The 19364-nt window shown below is 44.5% G+C and carries 21 protein-coding genes; 10 read left to right on the top strand and 11 right to left on the bottom strand.

Annotated elements, in window-relative coordinates:
* Window positions 1–56: 56 nt before the first annotated feature.
* From galM to EXA13_RS15355, 5 genes are all read right to left on the bottom strand, one after another.
* Entirely contained in the window at window positions 57–1118 is a 1062-nt protein-coding gene (gene galM / locus EXA13_RS15375; RefSeq protein ID WP_238133941.1) for a galactose-1-epimerase, read from the bottom strand.
* Between the two features lie 12 nt (window positions 1119–1130).
* Complete coding sequence (gene galK, locus EXA13_RS15370) at window positions 1131–2291, bottom strand: galactokinase (RefSeq protein ID WP_238133940.1); 1161 nt, start codon at window positions 2289–2291, stop codon at window positions 1131–1133.
* A gap of 187 nt (window positions 2292–2478) precedes the next feature.
* Window positions 2479–3531 (bottom strand): UDP-glucose--hexose-1-phosphate uridylyltransferase, encoded by a 1053-nt coding sequence (locus EXA13_RS15365; protein ID WP_238133939.1) that lies wholly within the window; start codon window positions 3529–3531, stop codon window positions 2479–2481.
* 81 nt (window positions 3532–3612) lie between these two features.
* Window positions 3613–4632: a UDP-glucose 4-epimerase GalE gene (galE, locus tag EXA13_RS15360; protein ID WP_238133938.1), complete on the bottom strand. Its 1020-nt coding sequence runs from the start codon at window positions 4630–4632 to the stop codon at window positions 3613–3615.
* Window positions 4633–4987: 355 nt separating this feature from the next.
* Window positions 4988–5275 (bottom strand): winged helix-turn-helix domain-containing protein, encoded by a 288-nt coding sequence (locus tag EXA13_RS15355; RefSeq protein ID WP_238133937.1) that lies wholly within the window; start codon window positions 5273–5275, stop codon window positions 4988–4990.
* 267 nt (window positions 5276–5542) lie between these two features.
* Between EXA13_RS15355 and EXA13_RS15350 the strand changes: the two genes are divergently transcribed.
* Genes EXA13_RS15350 through EXA13_RS15335 form a run of 4 tightly spaced genes read left to right on the top strand, consistent with a single transcriptional unit; the run spans window position 5543 to window position 7959 of the window.
* Window positions 5543–5890: an ArsC family reductase gene (locus EXA13_RS15350; protein ID WP_238133936.1), complete on the top strand. Its 348-nt coding sequence runs from the start codon at window positions 5543–5545 to the stop codon at window positions 5888–5890.
* Between the two features lie 17 nt (window positions 5891–5907).
* Window positions 5908–7044, top strand: a complete 1137-nt coding sequence (gene dapE, locus EXA13_RS15345) for a succinyl-diaminopimelate desuccinylase (RefSeq protein ID WP_238133935.1) — start codon at window positions 5908–5910, stop codon at window positions 7042–7044.
* Complete coding sequence (locus tag EXA13_RS15340; RefSeq protein ID WP_238133951.1) at window positions 7044–7724, top strand: M15 family metallopeptidase; 681 nt, start codon at window positions 7044–7046, stop codon at window positions 7722–7724. Before dapE ends, EXA13_RS15340 begins: the two co-directional genes overlap by 1 nt.
* Before the next feature lies 1 nt (window position 7725).
* Complete coding sequence (locus tag EXA13_RS15335) at window positions 7726–7959, top strand: DUF2897 family protein (protein WP_238133934.1); 234 nt, start codon at window positions 7726–7728, stop codon at window positions 7957–7959.
* 46 nt (window positions 7960–8005) lie between these two features.
* Here EXA13_RS15335 and bamC read toward each other — a convergent pair whose 3' ends face one another.
* Both bamC and dapA read right to left on the bottom strand, forming a co-directional pair.
* A complete protein-coding gene (gene bamC, locus EXA13_RS15330; RefSeq protein WP_238133933.1) occupies window positions 8006–9028 on the bottom strand; it encodes an outer membrane protein assembly factor BamC in 1023 nt (340 codons plus the stop codon).
* Window positions 9029–9080: 52 nt separating this feature from the next.
* Window positions 9081–9959, bottom strand: coding sequence for a 4-hydroxy-tetrahydrodipicolinate synthase (dapA, locus tag EXA13_RS15325; protein ID WP_238133932.1), 879 nt, complete (start codon window positions 9957–9959; stop codon window positions 9081–9083).
* A gap of 335 nt (window positions 9960–10294) precedes the next feature.
* Here dapA and EXA13_RS15320 point away from each other — a divergent pair, with 335 nt between their 5' ends.
* Both EXA13_RS15320 and bcp read left to right on the top strand, forming a co-directional pair.
* The gene (locus tag EXA13_RS15320) at window positions 10295–10837 is read left to right on the top strand and encodes a glycine cleavage system protein R (protein WP_238133931.1); all 543 of its coding nucleotides are present in this window, start codon (window positions 10295–10297) and stop codon (window positions 10835–10837) included.
* 16 nt (window positions 10838–10853) lie between these two features.
* Window positions 10854–11324, top strand: a complete 471-nt coding sequence (gene bcp / locus EXA13_RS15315; RefSeq protein ID WP_238133930.1) for a thioredoxin-dependent thiol peroxidase — start codon at window positions 10854–10856, stop codon at window positions 11322–11324.
* A gap of 134 nt (window positions 11325–11458) precedes the next feature.
* On the opposite strand, the gene EXA13_RS15310 is transcribed toward bcp, so the two are convergent.
* From EXA13_RS15310 to EXA13_RS15300, 3 genes are all read right to left on the bottom strand, one after another.
* Entirely contained in the window at window positions 11459–13330 is a 1872-nt protein-coding gene (locus EXA13_RS15310) for a methyl-accepting chemotaxis protein (RefSeq protein WP_238133929.1), read from the bottom strand.
* A 120-nt stretch (window positions 13331–13450) separates the two neighbouring features.
* Window positions 13451–14521, bottom strand: coding sequence for an AI-2E family transporter (locus tag EXA13_RS15305; protein WP_238133928.1), 1071 nt, complete (start codon window positions 14519–14521; stop codon window positions 13451–13453).
* Complete coding sequence (locus EXA13_RS15300) at window positions 14514–14750, bottom strand: sulfurtransferase TusA family protein (protein WP_238133927.1); 237 nt, start codon at window positions 14748–14750, stop codon at window positions 14514–14516. The genes EXA13_RS15305 and EXA13_RS15300 overlap by 8 nt, the downstream gene beginning before the upstream one ends.
* A 242-nt stretch (window positions 14751–14992) precedes the next feature.
* Here EXA13_RS15300 and EXA13_RS15295 point away from each other — a divergent pair, with 242 nt between their 5' ends.
* Genes EXA13_RS15295 through EXA13_RS15280 form a run of 4 tightly spaced genes read left to right on the top strand, consistent with a single transcriptional unit; the run spans window position 14993 to window position 17870 of the window.
* A complete protein-coding gene (locus tag EXA13_RS15295) occupies window positions 14993–16465 on the top strand; it encodes a beta-barrel assembly-enhancing protease (RefSeq protein WP_430794497.1) in 1473 nt (490 codons plus the stop codon).
* A gap of 57 nt (window positions 16466–16522) precedes the next feature.
* The gene (gene arsC, locus EXA13_RS15290; RefSeq protein ID WP_238133926.1) at window positions 16523–16873 is read left to right on the top strand and encodes an arsenate reductase (glutaredoxin); all 351 of its coding nucleotides are present in this window, start codon (window positions 16523–16525) and stop codon (window positions 16871–16873) included.
* Window positions 16870–17439: an NAD(P)H:quinone oxidoreductase gene (gene wrbA / locus EXA13_RS15285; protein WP_238133925.1), complete on the top strand. Its 570-nt coding sequence runs from the start codon at window positions 16870–16872 to the stop codon at window positions 17437–17439. The genes arsC and wrbA overlap by 4 nt, the downstream gene beginning before the upstream one ends.
* The gene (locus tag EXA13_RS15280) at window positions 17439–17870 is read left to right on the top strand and encodes a DUF2069 domain-containing protein (RefSeq protein WP_238133924.1); all 432 of its coding nucleotides are present in this window, start codon (window positions 17439–17441) and stop codon (window positions 17868–17870) included. The genes wrbA and EXA13_RS15280 overlap by 1 nt, the downstream gene beginning before the upstream one ends.
* A 64-nt stretch (window positions 17871–17934) precedes the next feature.
* Here EXA13_RS15280 and EXA13_RS15275 read toward each other — a convergent pair whose 3' ends face one another.
* Window positions 17935–19335, bottom strand: a complete 1401-nt coding sequence (locus tag EXA13_RS15275; protein WP_238133923.1) for a metal-dependent hydrolase family protein — start codon at window positions 19333–19335, stop codon at window positions 17935–17937.
* Window positions 19336–19364: the final 29 nt, after the last annotated feature.

Below are 19364 nucleotides of genomic sequence, written 5' to 3'. Positions count from 1 at the left end.
TCGTTGGAGTTGCAGCACATCGCTGCCGCTGCAAGTTCAAAGGGCAGATATGCTATCTAAAATTCAAACTGATAAGTAGTTTGATGCTGATAGCAATCCCCAGAGCTCAACACCCCATTGTTGAGTCCCCATTCTGGTTTGTTTGGCCCGTCTGGAAAGTATTGTGTTTCCAATGCTAGGCCGTCATAGCGTTCGTAAGTTTTACTTGCACCTGGCGTACCGGCTAAGAAATTCCCTGAATAAAACTGGATGGCAGGTTTGGTGGTTTTCACCTTCATCACCACATCTTCTTTTGGTGCAATTAAAACTGCAACGACAGACACACCATCGGTCACTTCAGGCATGAACACAAAGGCGTGATCGTAGCCACCAGCAGCTTTCTGATCTTTATCGGTAAGAAATTCTTGGCCAATTGATTTTGGCTCGGTAAAGTCGAAACTGGTGTCCGAAACTGGCTTTTGTTCACCGGTAGGAATTAACCCCGCATCCGTTGGCAAGTAATGCCCAGCATTGAGCTGTAAAGTATGATCCAAACTTTTCGCACAGCTCGCCTCACCAGCCAAGTTAAAGTAGGCGTGATTAGTTAAATTCACTGGTGATATTTTGTCGGTCTTAGCATCATAGGCGATAGCTAATTCATTCTCGTCAGTGAGCGTGTACGTCACCTTCACATCGAGATTTCCCGGATAGCCTTGGTCACCGTCCGGGGAGCGAAGTGAAAAAGTGACCTGTTGATCATTTTGCGCTTCAACCTTCCAGCGGCGTTTATCAAACCCTTCCAATCCACCGTGTAGTGAGTTTTCACCGTTATTGATACCCACTTGGTAAGTTTGCCCATCAAGGATAAATTGTCCCTTGCCAATGCGATTAGCAAAACGACCGACAATTGCCCCAAAATAAGCGTTCTGCTTTATATGCTCTGCCATGTTGGGTGAACGTAATAGTACTTCCCGGCGTTCACCATTGACTGGCAGTGTACAACTGAGCCAAGTGGCTCCTATATCCATAAAGGATACGGTCATTCCCTGAGCATTCGTTAAATGGACTAATTTAGCTGGATGACCATCAAATGATGGAGTTTGGCCCATAGATTGCTCAAGTTGTTCAAAGTTTGACATGCTCAATTTTCCTTACCACTCATTAACCAAGCCAGCCCCTTGTGTGGCTTGGCAAACATAAATCGACGCTTGTAAGCCTGTCGCAGCTTGGTAATGCGCCTCGACTGTCGCTTTCACTTTATCTACCAATAGAAGTGGCACCAACGCAACCACACACCCTCCAAAACCACCGCCGGTCATTCGAACACCGCCTTGTTCGCCAATCACTTCTTTAACCATTTCAACCAAAATATCGATCTCTTTCACGGTGATTTCAAAATCATCTCTCATGGACGCATGAGAGTCGGCCATAAGCTCGCCCATGCGCTTCATATCGTGTGTTCTCAGTGCCTGTGCCGCTTCCATGGTACGGTCGTTTTCGGTGATCACGTGACGTGCACGTTTTGCGACCATTTCATCCAGTTCAGACATTTTCTCGTTGAACTGCTCAATCGTCACATCACGAAGCGCCTTCACGCCAAAGATTCGAGCGGCTTCTTCGCACTGCTGACGACGAGTGTTGTATTCGCTGTCGACCAAACCGCGTTTTTTGTTCGAATTGATGATCACAACCGCCATCTCTTCCGGCATAGGGACCGCTTGAGTGGCTAGACTGCGACAGTCTAAAAGCATGGCGTGGTTTTCACAGCCTTCAGCAGAGATCATTTGATCCATAATGCCGCAGTTACAACCAACGAATTCGTTCTCTGCTTGTTGACCGTTTAGCGCGATTTCTGCTTGGCTGATTTCAAGATTGAACAGGGCTTTGAACGTTTGACCAATCACCACTTCAAGAGCGGCAGATGAGCTTAAACCCGCCCCTTGAGGCACGTTACCACTGACTGAAATATCCGCACCGGTAAATGGGTAGCCGCGAGCAAGAAGACATTTCACGACACCACGAATGTAGTTTGCCCACATTTTATCTTCTTGAAACTGAATTTCTTGGGTAATATCAAACTCATCTAATGCGTTGCCATAATCCACAGAGACCACCCGCACGAGGCTGTCTTCACGTTTTGCGGCTGCAACCACGGTTTGATAGTTAATGGCACAGGGTAGGACAAAACCATCATTGTAATCGGTGTGTTCACCAATCAAATTGACACGCCCCGGAGCCTGAATAATGTGGCTTGGCGTATAGCCCCATACTTGCTCAAAAGAGGCTTTCACATTTTGGATTAGATCAGACATTGTAAATTCTCAAACGGTTTAATTCTTTAAGACCAGCTTGAATCTCAAGCCACTATTATGACGCCTCTTAAATAGTTGGAGTTGCAGCTAGGCGACAAACGCCTTCAGTCCTATGAACATAGATTCTCTATGTGGTCAGGGGGAATTGGTGCCGTCAACAACACTACAGCTTCAAATATGACAGAGGTTATTGTTCTTTGTAATGAACATCACTGACGTCACGCAGACGCTGTGCGGCTTGCTCGGCGGTTAAATCGCGTTGGCTTTCAGCCAACATTTCATAGCCCACCATAAACTTACGAACGGTTGCACTGCGTAGTAGTGGCGGGTAGAACAGCGCGTGAAGCTGCCAATGATCAATGTTGGTCCCCTCTTCAAAGAACGGCGCGTAGTGCCAGCCCATTGAGTAAGGAAAAGAGCATTGGAACAAATTGTCATAACGGCTGGTCAATTTTTTGATCGCCACGGCTAAGTCATCCCGCTGTTCATTGGAAAGTTCACTCATTCGGCGAATATGTGTTTTCGGCAATAACAGGGTTTCAAATGGCCACGCCGCCCAATATGGGACAAGTGCAACCCAATGTTCGGTTTCAACGACGATGCGAGAGCCATCTCTTAACTCCGCTTGCACGTAATCCACCAGCAAATTGCTGCTATTTTCTTGGTAGTAGGCTTTTAGGTGGTGCTCTTTACGTTCAATTTCATTGGGTAAAAAGCTATTTGCCCAAATTTGTCCGTGCGGATGAGGCTGAGAGCAGCCCATCGTTTCGCCTTTATTCTCAAAGGCTTGAACCCAAATATACTCTTTACCTAGCGCTTCAATTTGCTCATTCCAGGTATCAATCACACCGCGAATTTTTTCAACGGGCAGTTCAGGCAAGGTTTTATTGTGATCCGGAGAAAAGCAGATAACCCGACTCAAACCACGAACCCCTTGGATTTTAAAAAGGGGATTCTTTGATTCCGGCGCATCCGGAGAATCCGTCATCAATGCAGCAAAGTCGTTGTTAAATACGTACGTTCCTTGATAATCAGGGTTTATATCACCAGAGATGCGCTTATTCGTCGGACATAAGAAGCACGTTTCGTCATAACTGGGAAGCACATCCATGGATGGCTTTTCATCTGCCCCACTCCAAGGTCGTTTGGCTCGGTGCGGAGAAACCAGAATCCACTGTCCCGTTAATGGGTTATAACGGCGATGAGGATGATCCACTGGGTTAAATTCAACATTCGACATCTTACTTACTCAACTTTTAAATTTTTCTCTGCCTTCCAATAAAGTGGGAATGGCTATTCGGCAACAATGCTATGGCTGCAATTACACAGGGGAGTACCCATTCGGATTTTTAACCTGCCAATGCCAAGTATCTGCGGTCATTTGGGCAAGGGTATATTGGGCCTTCCATCCCAGTTCTCGCTCTGCTTTTTCGGTGCTCGCCCAACACTGAGCGATATCCCCAGGACGACGTGGACACACTTCATAAGGAACGGGTTTACCACAAGCATCACTAAAGGCGGCAACCATCTCCAATACGCTGGAACCTTTTCCTGTTCCCAAGTTATAAACGTGTAATCCCGCTTTTTCCCCCACCGTATTAAGCGCAGCAATATGACCATCCGCTAGATCCATGACGTGGATATAATCTCGCACCCCCGTTCCGTCAGGAGTGGCGTAGTCATCACCAAATACCGACAGTTTTTCTCGCCGCCCTACCGCAACTTGGGCGATAAACGGCATCAAATTATTCGGTATACCTTGCGGGTCTTCGCCCATCGAACCGGATGGATGAGCCCCAACAGGGTTAAAGTAGCGCAGCAAAGTGATACTCCAGTCCTTTTCAGCAACAAACAGATCACTTAAGCATTGCTCAACCATGTGTTTACTGCTGCCGTAAGGGTTTGTCGTTGCCCCTGTCGGGGACGATTCCGTGATAGGCACCACTTTAGGGTCACCATAAACCGTGGCAGATGAACTAAAGACGATGGTTTTCACTCCAGCTTTACGCATACTGCGCAGCAGAACTAATGACCCATTAACATTGTTATCGTAATATTCGAGCGGTTTACTGACGGATTCGCCTACGGCTTTTAGCCCAGCAAAATGAATAACGGCTTGAATGGTATGTGCCGAAAAAATGGAATCTAACAACGCCTCATCACGCACATCACCTTGATAAAAGGTCGGTTTCTTACCCGTTAATGCTTCAATTCGGTTCAATACTTCCGTTTTTGCATTGCATAAATTATCAATGATGATGGGTTCAAGACCGGCTTCAATCATCTGCACACAAGTGTGACTACCGATATAGCCCATCCCTCCTGTAATTAAAACACTCACACGTCCCCCCTTACTCTTCCAACTTGAATCCAGTGGCAATAAGTCTATCAGCAGACGTTGAGGTATTTCTGTGATAAAAACCCCAAAAGTGGAAACGTTTACATAAAGCCATTCATCGAATATTACACCGACAGACGATCAGGAAAGAATAAAAAATACCAGAAAAAATGTTCAACGTTTACATAACAAATCAAACGAGAACAAAGGGAATAGTCATCATAGAAAAAAGGAAGAAACGGCGCATGATAAAAGCAAAAAAGCCAGCAATGCTGGCTTCAAAAGGATGGAGAACAAGAGTTAGCACAGAGCTCCCCCTGTTACACGGCCTAACTAAAATGGGAAGTAACGCTATAAATTAAGCATGAAACCCAAGGCTAGCTGCAATGTCTCGCTTACGCTCAATCACCCATTGGCTATCAAAAGGCCCCCAGTCAGACAGACGATAGTACCCATCATTATGTCGTCGACCGTCTTGTACAAAATTGAGCTCAATACCGATCCCCGGCATAGCCTTAATCACATCTTGAATCGTGCGACGAGGCCATCCCGTTTTCTCAATTAATTTCGGGACGTTGGGTCGCTCAAGGCTTTCCACTAATAAGGCTAAATATAATCGCCTCGCAAAAACAGGACTCAGTTCCATTGATACCTCCTAAATAGTGCAAAGCACATTATTTCTGTTTTACCAGTAAGTTTGTTGAGATTGATCAAGAACTTGCTAATCGGCCAGTCTATCAAGCACTTTTCTACCTCTTTTGTTACCCACGCTTTAGACCTTATCCATTGGCCGATGAACTCGCCGCATAAAAACTCACAGTATTGATTTTGTCACCCCCCTCACTTCCTGTTAGGATCTCCTCATAAAACAAGGGTTGATAAGGCCAATAACCATCAATGTCAAAGGAATAATATGCTCATCACGCTTTACGGTATCCCTAACTGTGACACCATAAAAAAAGCTCGCAAATGGCTAGAAGCACAAGCGATCGAATATCAATTTCATGATTACCGAAAAAATGGTATTACTCCCGAATTAGTGAACGAGTTTTTTCAGTCGTTAGGTTGGGAAAATGTACTGAATAAACGGGGAACCACCTACCGCCAGCTAAGCCAAGAACAGAAAGAGAGCTTGAATGAAACCCATGCCCTCGCACTTCTCCTTGAACAGCCAGCGATGATCAAACGGCCCATTTTGCGTGTGCAAGATACACTCTATCTTGGCTTTAGCGCCCAGCAATACAGTGAACTTTTTTCTTAACTATAAGGATTTCAAGGATGACAGATAGCCCAGTATTGGCTCTAGCAAAAGATTTAATTCGCCGTGAATCGGTCACTCCCAATGATGCAGGGTGCCAACAAGTCATGATCGCGAGGTTAAAAGCGTTGGGATTTACCATTGAGGAAATGATCTTTGATGACACCACCAACTTTTGGGCTAGAAAAGGAACAGAAGCCCCACTCTTTGTGTTTGCCGGACATACCGATGTCGTTCCAGCAGGGCCACTTTTTCAGTGGCATACTCCTCCCTTTGAACCAACCGTCATTGATGGTTATTTACATGGACGGGGGGCCGCAGATATGAAAGGTTCACTGGCTTGTATGGTTGTCGCAATAGAACGCTTTTTGGCACAGAACCCAACTTATAAAGGCTCCATCGGTTTCTTAATTACTTCAGATGAAGAAGGTCCGTTTATTAATGGCACCACTCGAGTTGTCGATACCTTAATGGCCCGTAATGAGTTCATTGATATGTGTATTGTGGGTGAGCCATCCAGCACCTTAAAAGTGGGTGATGTGGTCAAGAATGGTCGTAGAGGCTCTATCACGGGTGATTTAAAAATTAAAGGGGTTCAAGGCCACGTTGCCTACCCTCACTTAGCCAATAACCCGGTTCACCATGCTCTTCCTGCTCTGGCAGAATTAGCCGCGACCACCTGGGATGAAGGGAATGCTTATTTCCCACCAACCAGCTTCCAAATTCCAAATTTACAGGCAGGAACAGGGGCATCCAACGTCATTCCGGGGGAATTTGATGTCCAGTTTAATTTCCGTTTTAGTACCGAACTCACCGATGAAGAGATCAAACGCCGAGTACACTCCATACTTGATGCTCATGGACTTGATTACGAGCTCACATGGACCTTGAGTGGTCATCCTTTTTTAACCGACACGGGTGATCTATTAGGCGCAGTAATTCATGGCGTGACAGAGGTCAATCATCAAGCACCACAACTATTAACTACGGGAGGGACCTCTGACGGGCGTTTCATTGCCAAAATGGGGGCTCAAGTGGTTGAACTTGGTCCTGTCAATGCCACGATTCATAAAGTGAATGAGTGTGTCAGCATTGCTGATCTAGAGAAACTTACGGATATGTATACAAAAATCTTAGAGAAGCTATTCGTCGAATGATGTCACCAGAACAGTTGACGGGCAAAGCCGATGATCACCTTACCGCGGTGATCATCGGGCAAAAAGCCTTTTGGGTTCATCCCCAAGTAAGCCAGGATTTGCTGGCGTTAAAGCAGGCCGCCGATCTCGCTGGCTTTAATCTCAATATTGCCAGCGGTTTTCGCTCTTTTACTCGCCAGCAGAGTATCTGGGATCGAAAAATGAAAGGAGAAATGGCCATTTTAGATGATAGTGGCCAACCATTAGCCATATCAACATGCTCAGAAAAAGAGAAAATATTGGCCATTTTGCGTTGGTCTGCCTTACCCGGTGCCAGTCGCCACCATTGGGGCACTGATTTTGATATTTTTGATAGACAGGCATTACCGGAAGGAACGTCACTACAACTGGAACCTTGGGAATATTTACAAGCTCATCAAGCCCCTTTTTATGCTTGGTTAAAAACTCATCTCACCGAGTTTGGCTTTTTCTTTCCTTATCAAGCAAATAGCAGTGGTGTCGCTTTCGAACCTTGGCATATTAGTCATAAACATACGGCTGACGACTGCTTATCGGCTCTTACACAAGAAACACTACAAACCGAGCTGACAAAAGCATTGATTGAAGGAAAACAAACCGTATTGCAAAACCTAGAGATGATCTACAATCAGTACATCATTAATATCGCAAAGGCGAATTAATATGGATTTTTTACTCAACCCTTGGGTGATATCTATCATAGCGATGAGCGTAATTATCGGTAATTTAGCAGCATTAAAGTATCTTTCTAAAATTCGCTTTCAACGGAAAGAAAAAAGTGATTTAGATAAGCTCAATGAGCTGGATAAAAAACTTTACCCTCATTTGTCTAAACAATCAGAGGATAAAAAAATACCCGCAACGCATACCAAAAAATCGGGCGAAACCAAAAAATAGAGGACGCCATTCGCGTCCTCTAAGTATGTTTGATAAAGCCAATGTTCTACTGTTCTGACTGAACCATGGCAGCCAATACAGGAACCATTTCTTGTAACAGTTCCTGTTCTACCGGTTTACCCGCAGAGTTAGTCACGTTGATCGATGTACGATTACCAAGATCTCCTAATAGGAAGGTGTAAGTCCCCGATTTTAAATTCATCGGTTTCACCCCAATCTGATGCCAAAATTCATCATCAGGAGAAGCATATTTCGCTTTCACAGTTCCTTGCGACTGGTTACGTTCTTCAATCGTAAAGCCCATGCTTGGCATCAAAGTTGGTATACGTTGCCACAGCACTTCATAAGGAGTACGAGCAATAATAACCGGGAAACCGCTGCGATCCGCTCCCATGGTAATCGGAATCTGTTTAACCAATTCCTCGGCTCGGCGTGCAGCTTCTTCACGTCGGTATTGATCGTAACGACTCGTCACCAAGTTAGTCATAAAGGTATTATAACGCTCTTTATTGGTCGTACTTACAGGCATAACTTTGCCATTTTCACGCCAATCAATCAGTGATACTTTAAAGCCAAATCGATTATTTGACGCCACCCGTGAAAATTCATACCGGCTACCTAGCGTGGTATCTTCGTCTTCCGAACGCCAATTAATCCAATCCGTTTCTAGAGAGTTATCAGTCTGCTTTCTGATCTTCACACCACGTTCTTGCAACATCGTCAATGCGGTCTGCCAGACGGTATCCACTTCATCTTGGCGAATCATCCACAATGTCGCTTCTCCATCGTGCCGCTCAGCACGTGCGCCAGGAATCAACTCAAGGATCTGCTGAGGAGGGCGAACATCAACGTCACGTCCAACACCCCCTACATACTCACCTTCAGGCATCTCATAATTCGGATAATACTGAGGGGTCGCTCCTTCGGGCAAAACCCAAGGTGTAAAAGGTTTTGTTTCTAAGTAAGTAAAATCATTCTTCGCTTGACGACGCTGCGCCGGACTACTTGAACAGGCACTTAAAACCAAAACAGCCAGTGAACCAACAACCAGCTGGCGGGATAACTTCATTGAAACTCCTAAATGGCCGAAACGAAAGGCTCAGCACTATCGTTGTAACTCTTTATAAAATACAAGCTTCGGTCATTGCTTGAGCAACGACTGGACGAGCATGTTCTGAAAGCTCAGTAAGCGGCAGACGTAAATGCCCCTCGGCAATTAACCCCAGTTTTTGGGCGGCCCATTTCACAGGAATTGGGCTTGATTCAACAAACAGGTCTTTGTGCAACGGCATTAAACGTTGATTAATGATTTCAGCTTCTTCAAATTTACCCGCCAGAGCTAACTTCATCATTGTTGCCATATCAGCCGCCGCAATATTATTCGTGACAGAAATCACGCCTCGTCCACCGAGTTTGACAAATTCAAGCCCGGTTGCGTCATCACCACTAAGCAAAATGAAGTCATCGCCACATAATTCCCGATGCAATGCAACACGGCTTAAATCACCCGTAGCATCTTTGAGTGCAACAATGTTATTTAGTTCCGCGAGACGAGCCACCGTTTCAGGGCGTAAATCTACAGCAGTACGTCCTGGTACGTTATATAAAATCACCGGGACATCGGTTTCTTGGCTGATGGCTTTATAGTGCTGGAATAAACCTTCTTGGGTCGGCTTATTGTAATAAGGAGTCACACTCAAAAATCCCTGAATGCCCGTATTATGCAATAAACGGCTAAAGGTGATGGATTCATGAGTGGCATTTGCTCCTGTGCCGGCAATCACAGGAATACGCCCAGCTGAAAACTCAACGGTTTTCTCGACAACTTTGACATGCTCTTCAACCGAGAGTGTCGCTGACTCACCGGTGGTCCCTACCGAAACGATCGCGTCAGTACCGGCTGCGATATGGTAATCTACTAATTTTTGCAAACTGGAATAGTCAACTTCACCGTCTTGGTGAAAGGGGGTTATTAACGCAACCATACTTCCTGAAAACATGTCTATCTCCCTAGATTGATAACTTTTGCATGGTACTGCATGGCACTTAAAAAAGACAAGGGGGGAAATCCGCTTAAACCGCGCATATCCGTGAATATTTATCAGATGTTTGAGATTCCACCAACTCTCAAGGCAACAAAATTTATACTCCGATACCATTCACTCATGTCAATAACCGGTCATTTTGAGGATAATTACCCATCCCAAAGACAAATACGCCGCTTTTTCTCGCAAAAAATGACCTTGATTGCTTTACATCCTGACATTTCACAACGGTTTCTCTATCATTTCATAACTGTGTTAACATGCACGAAAACATCAAGTGAAGCGACCTTATGACTCAACATCTTGTGATCACCGCCATCGGCTCAGATAGAGCCGGAATCTGTAACCAAGTCGTCCAACTGGTTACTCAGGCAGGCTGTAATATTGTTGACAGCCGCATTGCACTGTTTGGCAATGAATTCACATTAATAATGCTGGTATCGGGAAAAGCTAACAGTATTACCCGAGTTGAAACAACCCTGCCATTGTTGGGCCAAGAGCAGGAGTTAATCACTATGATGAAACGCACCTCACCACATAACCAGCAAGCAAGTACTTACACCGTTGAAGTGTATGTGGAATCTGATGACAAACTGGGGTTGACCGAAAAATTTACCCAGTTTTTTGCCGAACGCCACATAGGGATGGCATCGCTCAGTGCACAAACCATCCACAAATCCAAATTAGGCACGGAAACGGATCACTTTCATATTGCGATCACCGCTCAAGTTAATGGTGAGTGTAATTTAATGCAGTTGCAAGAAGACTTCGACACTCTGTGTCTGCACTTAGACGTTCGAGGTGCATTAAACTTTATAAAAAACAGCCAATAAAAGGAAAGGAATGACCATGAATACATTAAAAGCAGGTTCGCCGGCACCCACCTTTTCACTTCAAGATCAAGATGGAAAAACCGTTTCTCTTGCCGACTTTAGCGATAAAAAAGTGCTGCTCTATTTTTATCCTAAAGCCATGACTCCTGGCTGCACCGTACAAGCTCAAGGGTTACGAGACAGCAAAGCTGAATTAGATAACTATAATATTGTCGTCTTAGGTGTCAGTATCGACCCAGTTGCACGACTTGGTAAATTTATCGCACGCGACAACCTTAACTTCACGCTATTGTCAGATGAAGATCACCACGTCGCCGAACAATTCGGCGTATGGGGAGAGAAAAAATTTATGGGAAAAACCTATGATGGTTTACATCGCATCAGTTTTTTAATCAATGAACAAGGTATCATTGAGCAGGTATTTGACAAATTTAAAACAAAAGATCACCACCAAGTCGTTTTAGACTACCTTGCCCAACATTCATAACCAGTGGTCTCCATGAATTCGCCTTCTGATGGATAAGGTTTCCCCCTATTCAGAAAAGCCATCCCACTAGTGAGGATGGCTTTTTAGATTAGCATGCTCAGTGAAGCATCTAGGGCCTGCTCACCATCACATTATTAAACCGTAAATTTACTGAGAATGGCATCTTGTTCACGAACATTTTCAGCCTGAACCTGCATCGCAATATTCGCTTCTTCTGCCGATTCTGATACTTGAGTCGATAGATCTTTAATCTTAACCGTATTGTTATTGATTTCTTCCGCAACCAAGCTTTGCTGTTCAGCAGCAGAGGCTATCTGTAAGTTCATATCGCTGATCTGCTGAATCGCATTGCGAATACGCTGCAATGCGGCATCTGCCAACTGAGCTTTAGCGACGGCATCTTCCGCCGTGGTTTTACTTTCATTCATCGCCACCGATACAGAGTTGGAGCCAACCTGTAGCTGCTCAATCATGGTACGAATTTCGGTTGTCGATTGCTGAGTTCGTTGAGCCAACGTTCTGACCTCATCGGCCACTACCGCAAAACCTCTCCCAGACTCTCCCGCTCGAGCCGCTTCAATCGCCGCATTAAGCGCAAGTAAGTTCGTTTGGTCAGCAATATCATTAATCACTTTCAAAATGGTTTCGATATTCGCAGTTGCCGATTCTAGGCCTCGTACTTCTTCAACGGCCATTTCAATGTGTGCTGATAAACGGTCAATCGACTGCGTAGTATCACTAACGACTAATGAACCTTCTTGTGTCGCCTCATCGGCCTCTTTTGCTGCCGAAGCGGCACCTTGAGCATTATTGGCAACCTCCGTTGCGGTTACTGACATTTCATGCATCGCTGTTGCCAGTTGCTCTAACTCTTGCAGTTGATCGCGCATTGCCGCCGAAGAGCCCCCAACACTAGACATGGTTTGCTCCGCTCCTCGCATAATTTCTTCACCAATCGCTTTAGATTGCTGAATCTGTTTTTGCAAAGTTTCGGTAAATGCGTTAAATCCGTATGCAAGCTCAGCAAACTCTTTATCAGTATTGGTGTTTAAACGTTTCGTCAAATCCCCTTGCCCTGAAGCCATATCCTGAATCGCATCATTTAATAACCCAAGCGGACGCATAAGAACTTTAATCAACACGCTCAGGCCAATCACACTTAAAATCACGCCAATTAAGGTGTAGATAATCGAGCTGTTTCGTAACGTAGACAGCGTAGAAAACGCTAAAGACTCATCGATGACCGCCCCAACATACCAATTTTCATTAGGAACTTGACTAAAGTAAGCAAGGTGAGGTTGCCCCTCTAATTCAATCTGTTGAATCCCTTCACTGAGCGTAATTTGTGGAAGATAGCTAGAAAGGGGCTGCCCATTATTATTCACATCAGGATGAGCTATCGTCGTCCCTTCCGCGGTGACAATAAATAGATACCCAGCATCAAATAAGTTAATACCGTTGACCAATGTGGCAAGTTTTGTCAGCTCGAGATCATAAAACATTGAACCAATAAACTGTCCCCCAGAGCGTACAGGGGTACCAATTGAGATGATCATGTTTTTTGTTGCCGCATCAACATATGGAGCGGTCACGATTAGCGATTGCTGATTTTTCGCTCCGGTATACCATGGGCGCTGTCGTGGATCATAACTGCTGTCTGGGCTCCAATTATCATCATTTTCAATCATCGAACCATCGGCTTCATAGCCAAGCCCGATCGATAAAAAACTGCCTTTAAGGGTCGGTTTTTCTAAAACATCCTGTACATATTGTCGATTGGTCGGATCCAACTCCAGACTTTCGGTCATCGCTTTGGCTAAGCCTTTTTTACTGCTCATTTCTGATGAGATGGTATTTTTAACCCCTAATACCATCTCTTTTAAGCTATTTTGAACTAAAGATTGAACTTCAGAACGTACCGTTGCTAATTGTTGTAAAGACAAAAGCACCACAATAACCAGTAAAAGCGCAGATGAAGCGGCTACAATTTTTTGACTAAATTTCATAATTTCCCTCGACTTTTATTCCATATTTTTATTGTTATGATTTCTATATCGACAAGCCAAATGAAAACTTCAGTGATCGTCTTAAATACTTTAGTTGATGATTACGCCCTCTTCCTCACATTATTCCGTAGGGGAAACATTTTCATCATTGCTAGGCAAGGCGTGCCAAACCGCTTTAACCAGTGTCGCAAGCGGAATAGCAAAAAAGACGCCCCAAAACCCCCACAAGCCACCAAAAACCAACACAGCAACGATGATCGACATAGGATGCAAATTCACAGCTTCAGAGAAAAGAACAGGAACCAAAACATTACCGTCCAGCACTTGGATGATCGTATAAGCGATCAGTAATGTGTAAAAAGGCGGGGTCATTCCCCATTGGAACAAGCCCACAATCGCAACAGGAATAGTGACAGCTGCCGCACCGATGTAAGGAATGAGTACAGAAAAGCCAACCGCAACGGCAAGCAAAGCGGAATAGCGCAGTTCTAAAATAGCAAACGTGACGTAACTTACCCCACCCACGATAAGAATTTCTAGTACCTTACCACGAATATAATTCGAGATTTGTTGGTTCATCTCCACCCATACTTTGGTGGCTAGTTTGCGATTTCTTGGCAAAAGTCCACTGGCAACATTCAGCATTTCCTGCTTATCTTTGAGTAAGAAAAACACCAACATAGGCACCAAAATCAAATACACCGCTAAGGTTGCTAAACTCACCAGTGAAGCCAGAGAACCTTTTACTACCGACTCACCCACGCTAAGCGCTTGATTTTTAGCGTTATTAATCAATGATTCGACAATCTGTAAGTTGGCTAATTCAGGATAACGTTCAGGAAGGCTAGCAATAAAGAGTTGAAGCCCATTGTACATGTTTGGTATGTCATTGATTAAGTTAACAACTTGCTGCCAAATTGTTGGAACCAATCCAAATATCGCCAAAAACATGAGCCCGATAAACAGTAAAATAACCAGCACAACCGAGGCGGTACGAGGAATGGTTAATCGGCATAATTGAACAACGGGCCACTCCAACAGATAAGCCAGCACCAATGCGACCAATAAAGGGGCAATTAAGTGGCCGAAGAAATAGATGGTAATGAAACCAAAGAAAAGAATCGCCACCAAACTGACGGCATGGGGATCGGAGAAACGTCGTTGATACCAACGATTCAGCATTTCAAACATCGAGAGGAGTCTCCTTTGAAACATAAAGCGAGAAATAATCAGCCACAGGTTGGCACTTACTGATGAACCCCTGTTGCTGTATATAAGATTGAATATCACGAACCGAGCTGATGTCGCTGATTAGAATAATGGTACTTTGCGTGTGATCAAGTATTAAGATGTGACGTTTCGCAAGCAAAAGTGTCATTGGGCATCGATGTTGGCGTAAATCGAGAATATTGGGTTCCATTCTTCAGCTCAATCCTTAATATAGGCATATCCGAGTCATCTCAACATATCGAACGAAACATCTTACGCAACTCAATGTATTGAGGTCACTTGGGAATGCCACATTGTATCGGCTTTTGCTCTGGGTGCCATTATTTTCTCGTGGTAACGATTCGTTGTGTTTACTTTGAAAAACAACGAGCGAAACCTATCGAACAAGGCATGGTCTTAGTGAAAGATGAGTTCGGAGTTTCCCACACAGTTATGATAATAAAACGGTCACGTTCACTAATTAGCCTTTGCTTAGTGGCAACGCTAAGCCTTCCATCGCTCTCTTATGCGGATGTGTCAAGAGTCGATAGTATTGAATTACCGGATATTGGCACGGTTGCAGGTTCAACATTAACCATAGATCAAGAACGCATTTATGGTGATGCTTATATGCGAATGCTAAGAAGCAGTAAGCCCATCATTAACGATCCTGTCATCAATGAGTACATCGATACACTAGGCCACCGGTTAGTCGCTAATGCGGATGATGTTAAAACTCCGTTCACCTTTTTTATGATCCGAGATCGAAACATCAATGCGTTTGCCTTTTTTGGCGGTTATATTGCTCTGCATTCCGGTTTACTGCTCCATGCTCAATCAGAAAGTGAGTTGGCTTCTGTTATGGCGCATGAAATCGCGCATGTGACACAGCGTCATTTAGCACGAAGTATGGAAGAGCAAGCGCGCCGCTCACCAGCCACCATCGCGGCATTAGCGGGGTCACTATTACTGGCCATTGCCGCTCCACAAGCCGGTATTGCGGCGATCACTGCGACAACCGCAGGCAGTATGCAAAGCCAAATCAACTACACTCGAAGTAATGAAAAAGAGGCGGATCGCTTTGGTATTGCAACCTTAGCCAAAGCTGGGTTTGATGTTCAGGCTATGCCTCGTTTTTTTGGTCGCCTAGCCGATGAATACCGTTATGCTAGCACGCCCCCACCCATGCTTCTCACTCACCCATTGCCCGAAGATCGCATCACCGATAGCCGAGCAAGAGCTCAACAATATCCGGATGTTCGAGTCTCACCCTCACTCAATTATCATCTAGCTCGCTCCCGAGTCGTTGCCCGTTATGCTGGAATCAGCAGTGATGCCGCCTTAGATTGGTTTACCCGCACCCAGAAAAAATCGCAAGAAAGCATTAATGATGCTTTTGATTATGGTAAAGCTTTGGTTTATCTCGATACGAAACAGTACAAAAAAGCGGAGCCGCTATTACAAACGCTATTAAAAAGCCATCCTGACAACAATTTCTACCTTGATACGATGACCGATTTACTCATCGAAACGGAGCGAGTCAATGAAGCGCTGCAACTTCTGGCGCAGGCGCTTCAACAAAAGCCGAATAACCCAGTGTTAGTCATTAACAATGCCAATGCCCTTTTTAAAGGGGAGAAATATGTTGAGGCAATCCGGTTATTGCAACGCTATACCCACGACAACCCCAATGATAGCAATGGGTGGAACTTGCTCGCTGAAGCTAATCATCATCAAGGCAATGAACCCGAAGAGTTGGCGGCTCGCGCCGAACTTCTCGCCCTGGGGGCAAACTGGAATAAAGCCATTCAATATTATACTCAGGCCAGCCAATTGGCTTCATTAGGAAGCTTAGAGCAAGCCCGTTATGATGCAAGAATTGATCAACTCATGGTACAAAGAGAACGCTTTTTATCACTTAAATAATCCGCGATAATCGGATGTTAACCACGATTACTATAATAATCACGTAAAGGAAAAGTTATGTCTGTCATCATTTATCACAATCCTAAATGCTCTAAAAGTAGAGAAACACTAGCATTGCTTGAAGCTCAACAAATACAGCCAACCATTATTAAATACTTAGAAACCCCACCTAATGTTGACCAATTAAAGCAATTATATAGTCAGCTTGGTCTGCCCAATGTCCGTAGTATGATGCGCACCAAAGAAGCCCTTTACCAAACGCTTAACCTTGCCGATGAAACGCTCTCTGATGATGCTCTCTTTCAAGCTATGGCTGAAAATCCTAAACTTATTGAGCGCCCAATCGTTGTCGCTAATGGTCAAGCAAGACATGGACGGCCACCAGAGCAAATTCTTGAAATTTTATGAGTATACGTTTAGTTGTTCTCTATTATAGCCGCCACGGAGGAACACTCGCTCTGGCTCGGCAGATAGCCAGAGGGATTGAGTCAATTGCTGGTTGTGAGGCCTTACTACGCACAGTCGCACCGCTAGATGAAACCCTCGTTCAAACATGTGATCCTATTATTAGGATGGAAGAACTCCAACAATGTGACGGTTTAGCCCTTGGTAGCCCGGTGTGGTTTGGCAATATGGCCGCCCCCTTGAAGCATTTTTGGGATCAAACGACGCCGTTATGGCTCAATGGAGACCTCATCGATAAACCCGCTTGTCTTTTTACCAGCTCGGCAAGTTTACATGGTGGGCAAGAAACAACCCAACACACCATGATGCTCCCTTTACTCCATCACGGTATGTTGATTGTCGGTATTCCCTATTCAGAGCCTAAACTTCATACAACGCGTTCTGGCGGAACGCCTTACGGAGCAAGCTATGTTTCATCATCAGGACAATTAACTCGTGATGAAAATGAATTAGCCCGAAAACTTGGGCAACGGCTTGCTCAGATTGCACGTCAACTCAAGGAAAGATAATGACAACCCACCAACTCCCTCAAACTCGTTTGGTACGCTGGCTGGCACTTGGGGGAATACTCTCGCTAATAGTTTGGATTGCACTTTGGCAATTAATTTGGTCTCCACACCCACATATTTCGCCAGTGGCGATCACCATTGGTTGGCTTGTGCCTTTATTACTGCCGTTGCCAGGTATCATAAAAGGAAAACCCTACACTCATGCTTGGGCAAACTTTGTGCTCATGCTGTATTTTCTGCATGCGTTTACCCTTTTATATATCGATAACGGTGAACGCTGGTTGGCTGCGATAGAATTACTTTTTACCAGTTGTGCCTTTGTTGGCAATACGCTCTATGCGCGCCTGCGAGGTAAAGAACTGGGATTAAAATTAACCAAACTTTCCGAAGTAGAAAGGGCAGAAAAAACTCAATTTAATCGAGATAAGTAACCAAAATAAAACAGCCCCAGTGTTCAAAAACTGGGGCTGTTTTACTATTAAACCATCTTCTATTTTACAGAGTCAGTTTCTTAATTTTTCCACCTTGAATAATCACCGCAATCTTATTCTCAGGATCCTCTAAAAAACTAATATCATTATTTAGATTACCAGAAACCAATAGCAAATCAGCCAGCGCCTTTTCTTTAATTACTCCAAGTTCCCCCGGGTAAGGATCACAGGGGCCAGATAGTTTCAGCAATTGCCCATTACTGCTGGTTGCCATTCTCAATACTTCTAACGGTTTAAAGAAACGCGTCAGCTTAGATAACATTTTCCCTTGCTTAGTCAGATTACTAGGGGTAAATAAAATATCCGTTCCCCAAGCGAGCTTCACCTTATATTTCTTTGCCAGCTCATAGGCTCGTACCGTTCCCTCTGAAACGAGCCGCTGTTTATTAATGTTATTTGCATCATGATAAACATTGGCATCTTCATCCGCGAGGAAAGACTGTAAACTCCACCAAATATCGCGCTCGGCCATTAACTGCGCAGTTTCTTCATCACAAAGCTGACCATGCTCAATACAACGCACACCACATTCGATCGCACGCTGAATACTTTGTGTTGTATAAGCATGAACCATGACATACGTGCCCCAGTCATTTGCGGCATCGACTGCTGTTTTAAGCTCATTCGCCGTATATTGATTGGTAAATAAATGATCATGAGGTGAAGCGACACCGCCCCCTGCCATCAGCTTAATTTGTGAAGCACCTTGCATTAACTGTTCACGAACTGACTTCAGAACAGCATCATTTCCATCAGCAATTGAAGCGATGCCTTCACGTTCGATACGGCTCAATGAGTGGCAGGCAAATAATTCTGAAGCCATTCGAAAATCAGCATGACCAGAGGTTTGAGAGATCATCGCTCCCGAGGGGTAAATCCGAGGTCCATTAAATATCTGTTGATCAATCGCTTTTTTCAAGGAAAAACAAGGCCCCCCCGCATCTCTGATGGTGGTAAACCCTCTCATTAAAGTATTATTTGCCTCTTTCGCCGCCACTAGATGAATATATGTCATTTCTTCCATCATCGCTTGAGGCTTAGTAATGGCACATAACAGAGAATGCCAATGCGCATCGATCAAACCCGGCATTAGCGTATACCCTTGACAGTCTAAGGTTTTATACCCTTCAATCTTTGCTTCTTGCCCGACGACTATCTGGCCAATTTTATCTCCATCGATAAACAGGCTCACATTATCTTTGATCGTTAACGTTTCACCATCAAATAATTTGGCATTAATCAGCCAATATTGTGTTTCACTCATCAATGAAGACGTTGAGGTCAGCGATTGAGATAAGTGCTGATAGATAGCTTGTGACTCTTGAGGGCTAATGGTTAAGCGCTCATTAATTTTACTCATCGTGTCACTGCAACATGAACATGTCTGCTCACTGTGTTCGTTCATTACCTTTTCCTCTACAAGTCGCTGTCATC

It is taken from the genome of Vibrio cincinnatiensis (genome assembly GCF_022113815.1).
GTDB lineage: Bacteria > Pseudomonadota > Gammaproteobacteria > Enterobacterales > Vibrionaceae > Vibrio > Vibrio cincinnatiensis_A.
The sequence above is the reverse complement of the archived record's forward strand: the minus strand, read 5'-3'. Positions and strand labels throughout refer to the sequence as shown.

Excerpts from the sequence above, each read along its gene's own strand:
- galM (WP_238133941.1), bottom strand. The coding sequence starts at position 1,118 with ATGTCAAACTTTGAACAACTTGAGCAATCTATGGGCCAAACTCCATCA.
- galK (WP_238133940.1), bottom strand. The coding sequence starts at position 2,291 with ATGTCTGATCTAATCCAAAATGTGAAAGCCTCTTTTGAGCAAGTATGG.
- EXA13_RS15365 (WP_238133939.1), bottom strand. The coding sequence starts at position 3,531 with ATGTCGAATGTTGAATTTAACCCAGTGGATCATCCTCATCGCCGTTAT.
- EXA13_RS15355 (WP_238133937.1), bottom strand. The coding sequence starts at position 5,275 with ATGGAACTGAGTCCTGTTTTTGCGAGGCGATTATATTTAGCCTTATTA.
- EXA13_RS15350 (WP_238133936.1), top strand. The coding sequence starts at position 5,543 with ATGCTCATCACGCTTTACGGTATCCCTAACTGTGACACCATAAAAAAA.
- dapE (WP_238133935.1), top strand. The coding sequence starts at position 5,908 with ATGACAGATAGCCCAGTATTGGCTCTAGCAAAAGATTTAATTCGCCGT.
- EXA13_RS15340 (WP_238133951.1), top strand. The coding sequence starts at position 7,044 with ATGTCACCAGAACAGTTGACGGGCAAAGCCGATGATCACCTTACCGCG.
- EXA13_RS15335 (WP_238133934.1), top strand. The coding sequence starts at position 7,726 with ATGGATTTTTTACTCAACCCTTGGGTGATATCTATCATAGCGATGAGC.
- bamC (WP_238133933.1), bottom strand. The coding sequence starts at position 9,028 with ATGAAGTTATCCCGCCAGCTGGTTGTTGGTTCACTGGCTGTTTTGGTT.
- dapA (WP_238133932.1), bottom strand. The coding sequence starts at position 9,959 with ATGTTTTCAGGAAGTATGGTTGCGTTAATAACCCCCTTTCACCAAGAC.
- EXA13_RS15320 (WP_238133931.1), top strand. The coding sequence starts at position 10,295 with ATGACTCAACATCTTGTGATCACCGCCATCGGCTCAGATAGAGCCGGA.
- bcp (WP_238133930.1), top strand. The coding sequence starts at position 10,854 with ATGAATACATTAAAAGCAGGTTCGCCGGCACCCACCTTTTCACTTCAA.
- EXA13_RS15310 (WP_238133929.1), bottom strand. The coding sequence starts at position 13,330 with ATGAAATTTAGTCAAAAAATTGTAGCCGCTTCATCTGCGCTTTTACTG.
- EXA13_RS15305 (WP_238133928.1), bottom strand. The coding sequence starts at position 14,521 with ATGTTTGAAATGCTGAATCGTTGGTATCAACGACGTTTCTCCGATCCC.
- EXA13_RS15300 (WP_238133927.1), bottom strand. The coding sequence starts at position 14,750 with ATGGAACCCAATATTCTCGATTTACGCCAACATCGATGCCCAATGACA.
- EXA13_RS15295 (WP_430794497.1), top strand. The coding sequence starts at position 14,993 with ATGATAATAAAACGGTCACGTTCACTAATTAGCCTTTGCTTAGTGGCA.
- arsC (WP_238133926.1), top strand. The coding sequence starts at position 16,523 with ATGTCTGTCATCATTTATCACAATCCTAAATGCTCTAAAAGTAGAGAA.
- wrbA (WP_238133925.1), top strand. The coding sequence starts at position 16,870 with ATGAGTATACGTTTAGTTGTTCTCTATTATAGCCGCCACGGAGGAACA.
- EXA13_RS15280 (WP_238133924.1), top strand. The coding sequence starts at position 17,439 with ATGACAACCCACCAACTCCCTCAAACTCGTTTGGTACGCTGGCTGGCA.
- EXA13_RS15275 (WP_238133923.1), bottom strand. The coding sequence starts at position 19,335 with ATGAACGAACACAGTGAGCAGACATGTTCATGTTGCAGTGACACGATG.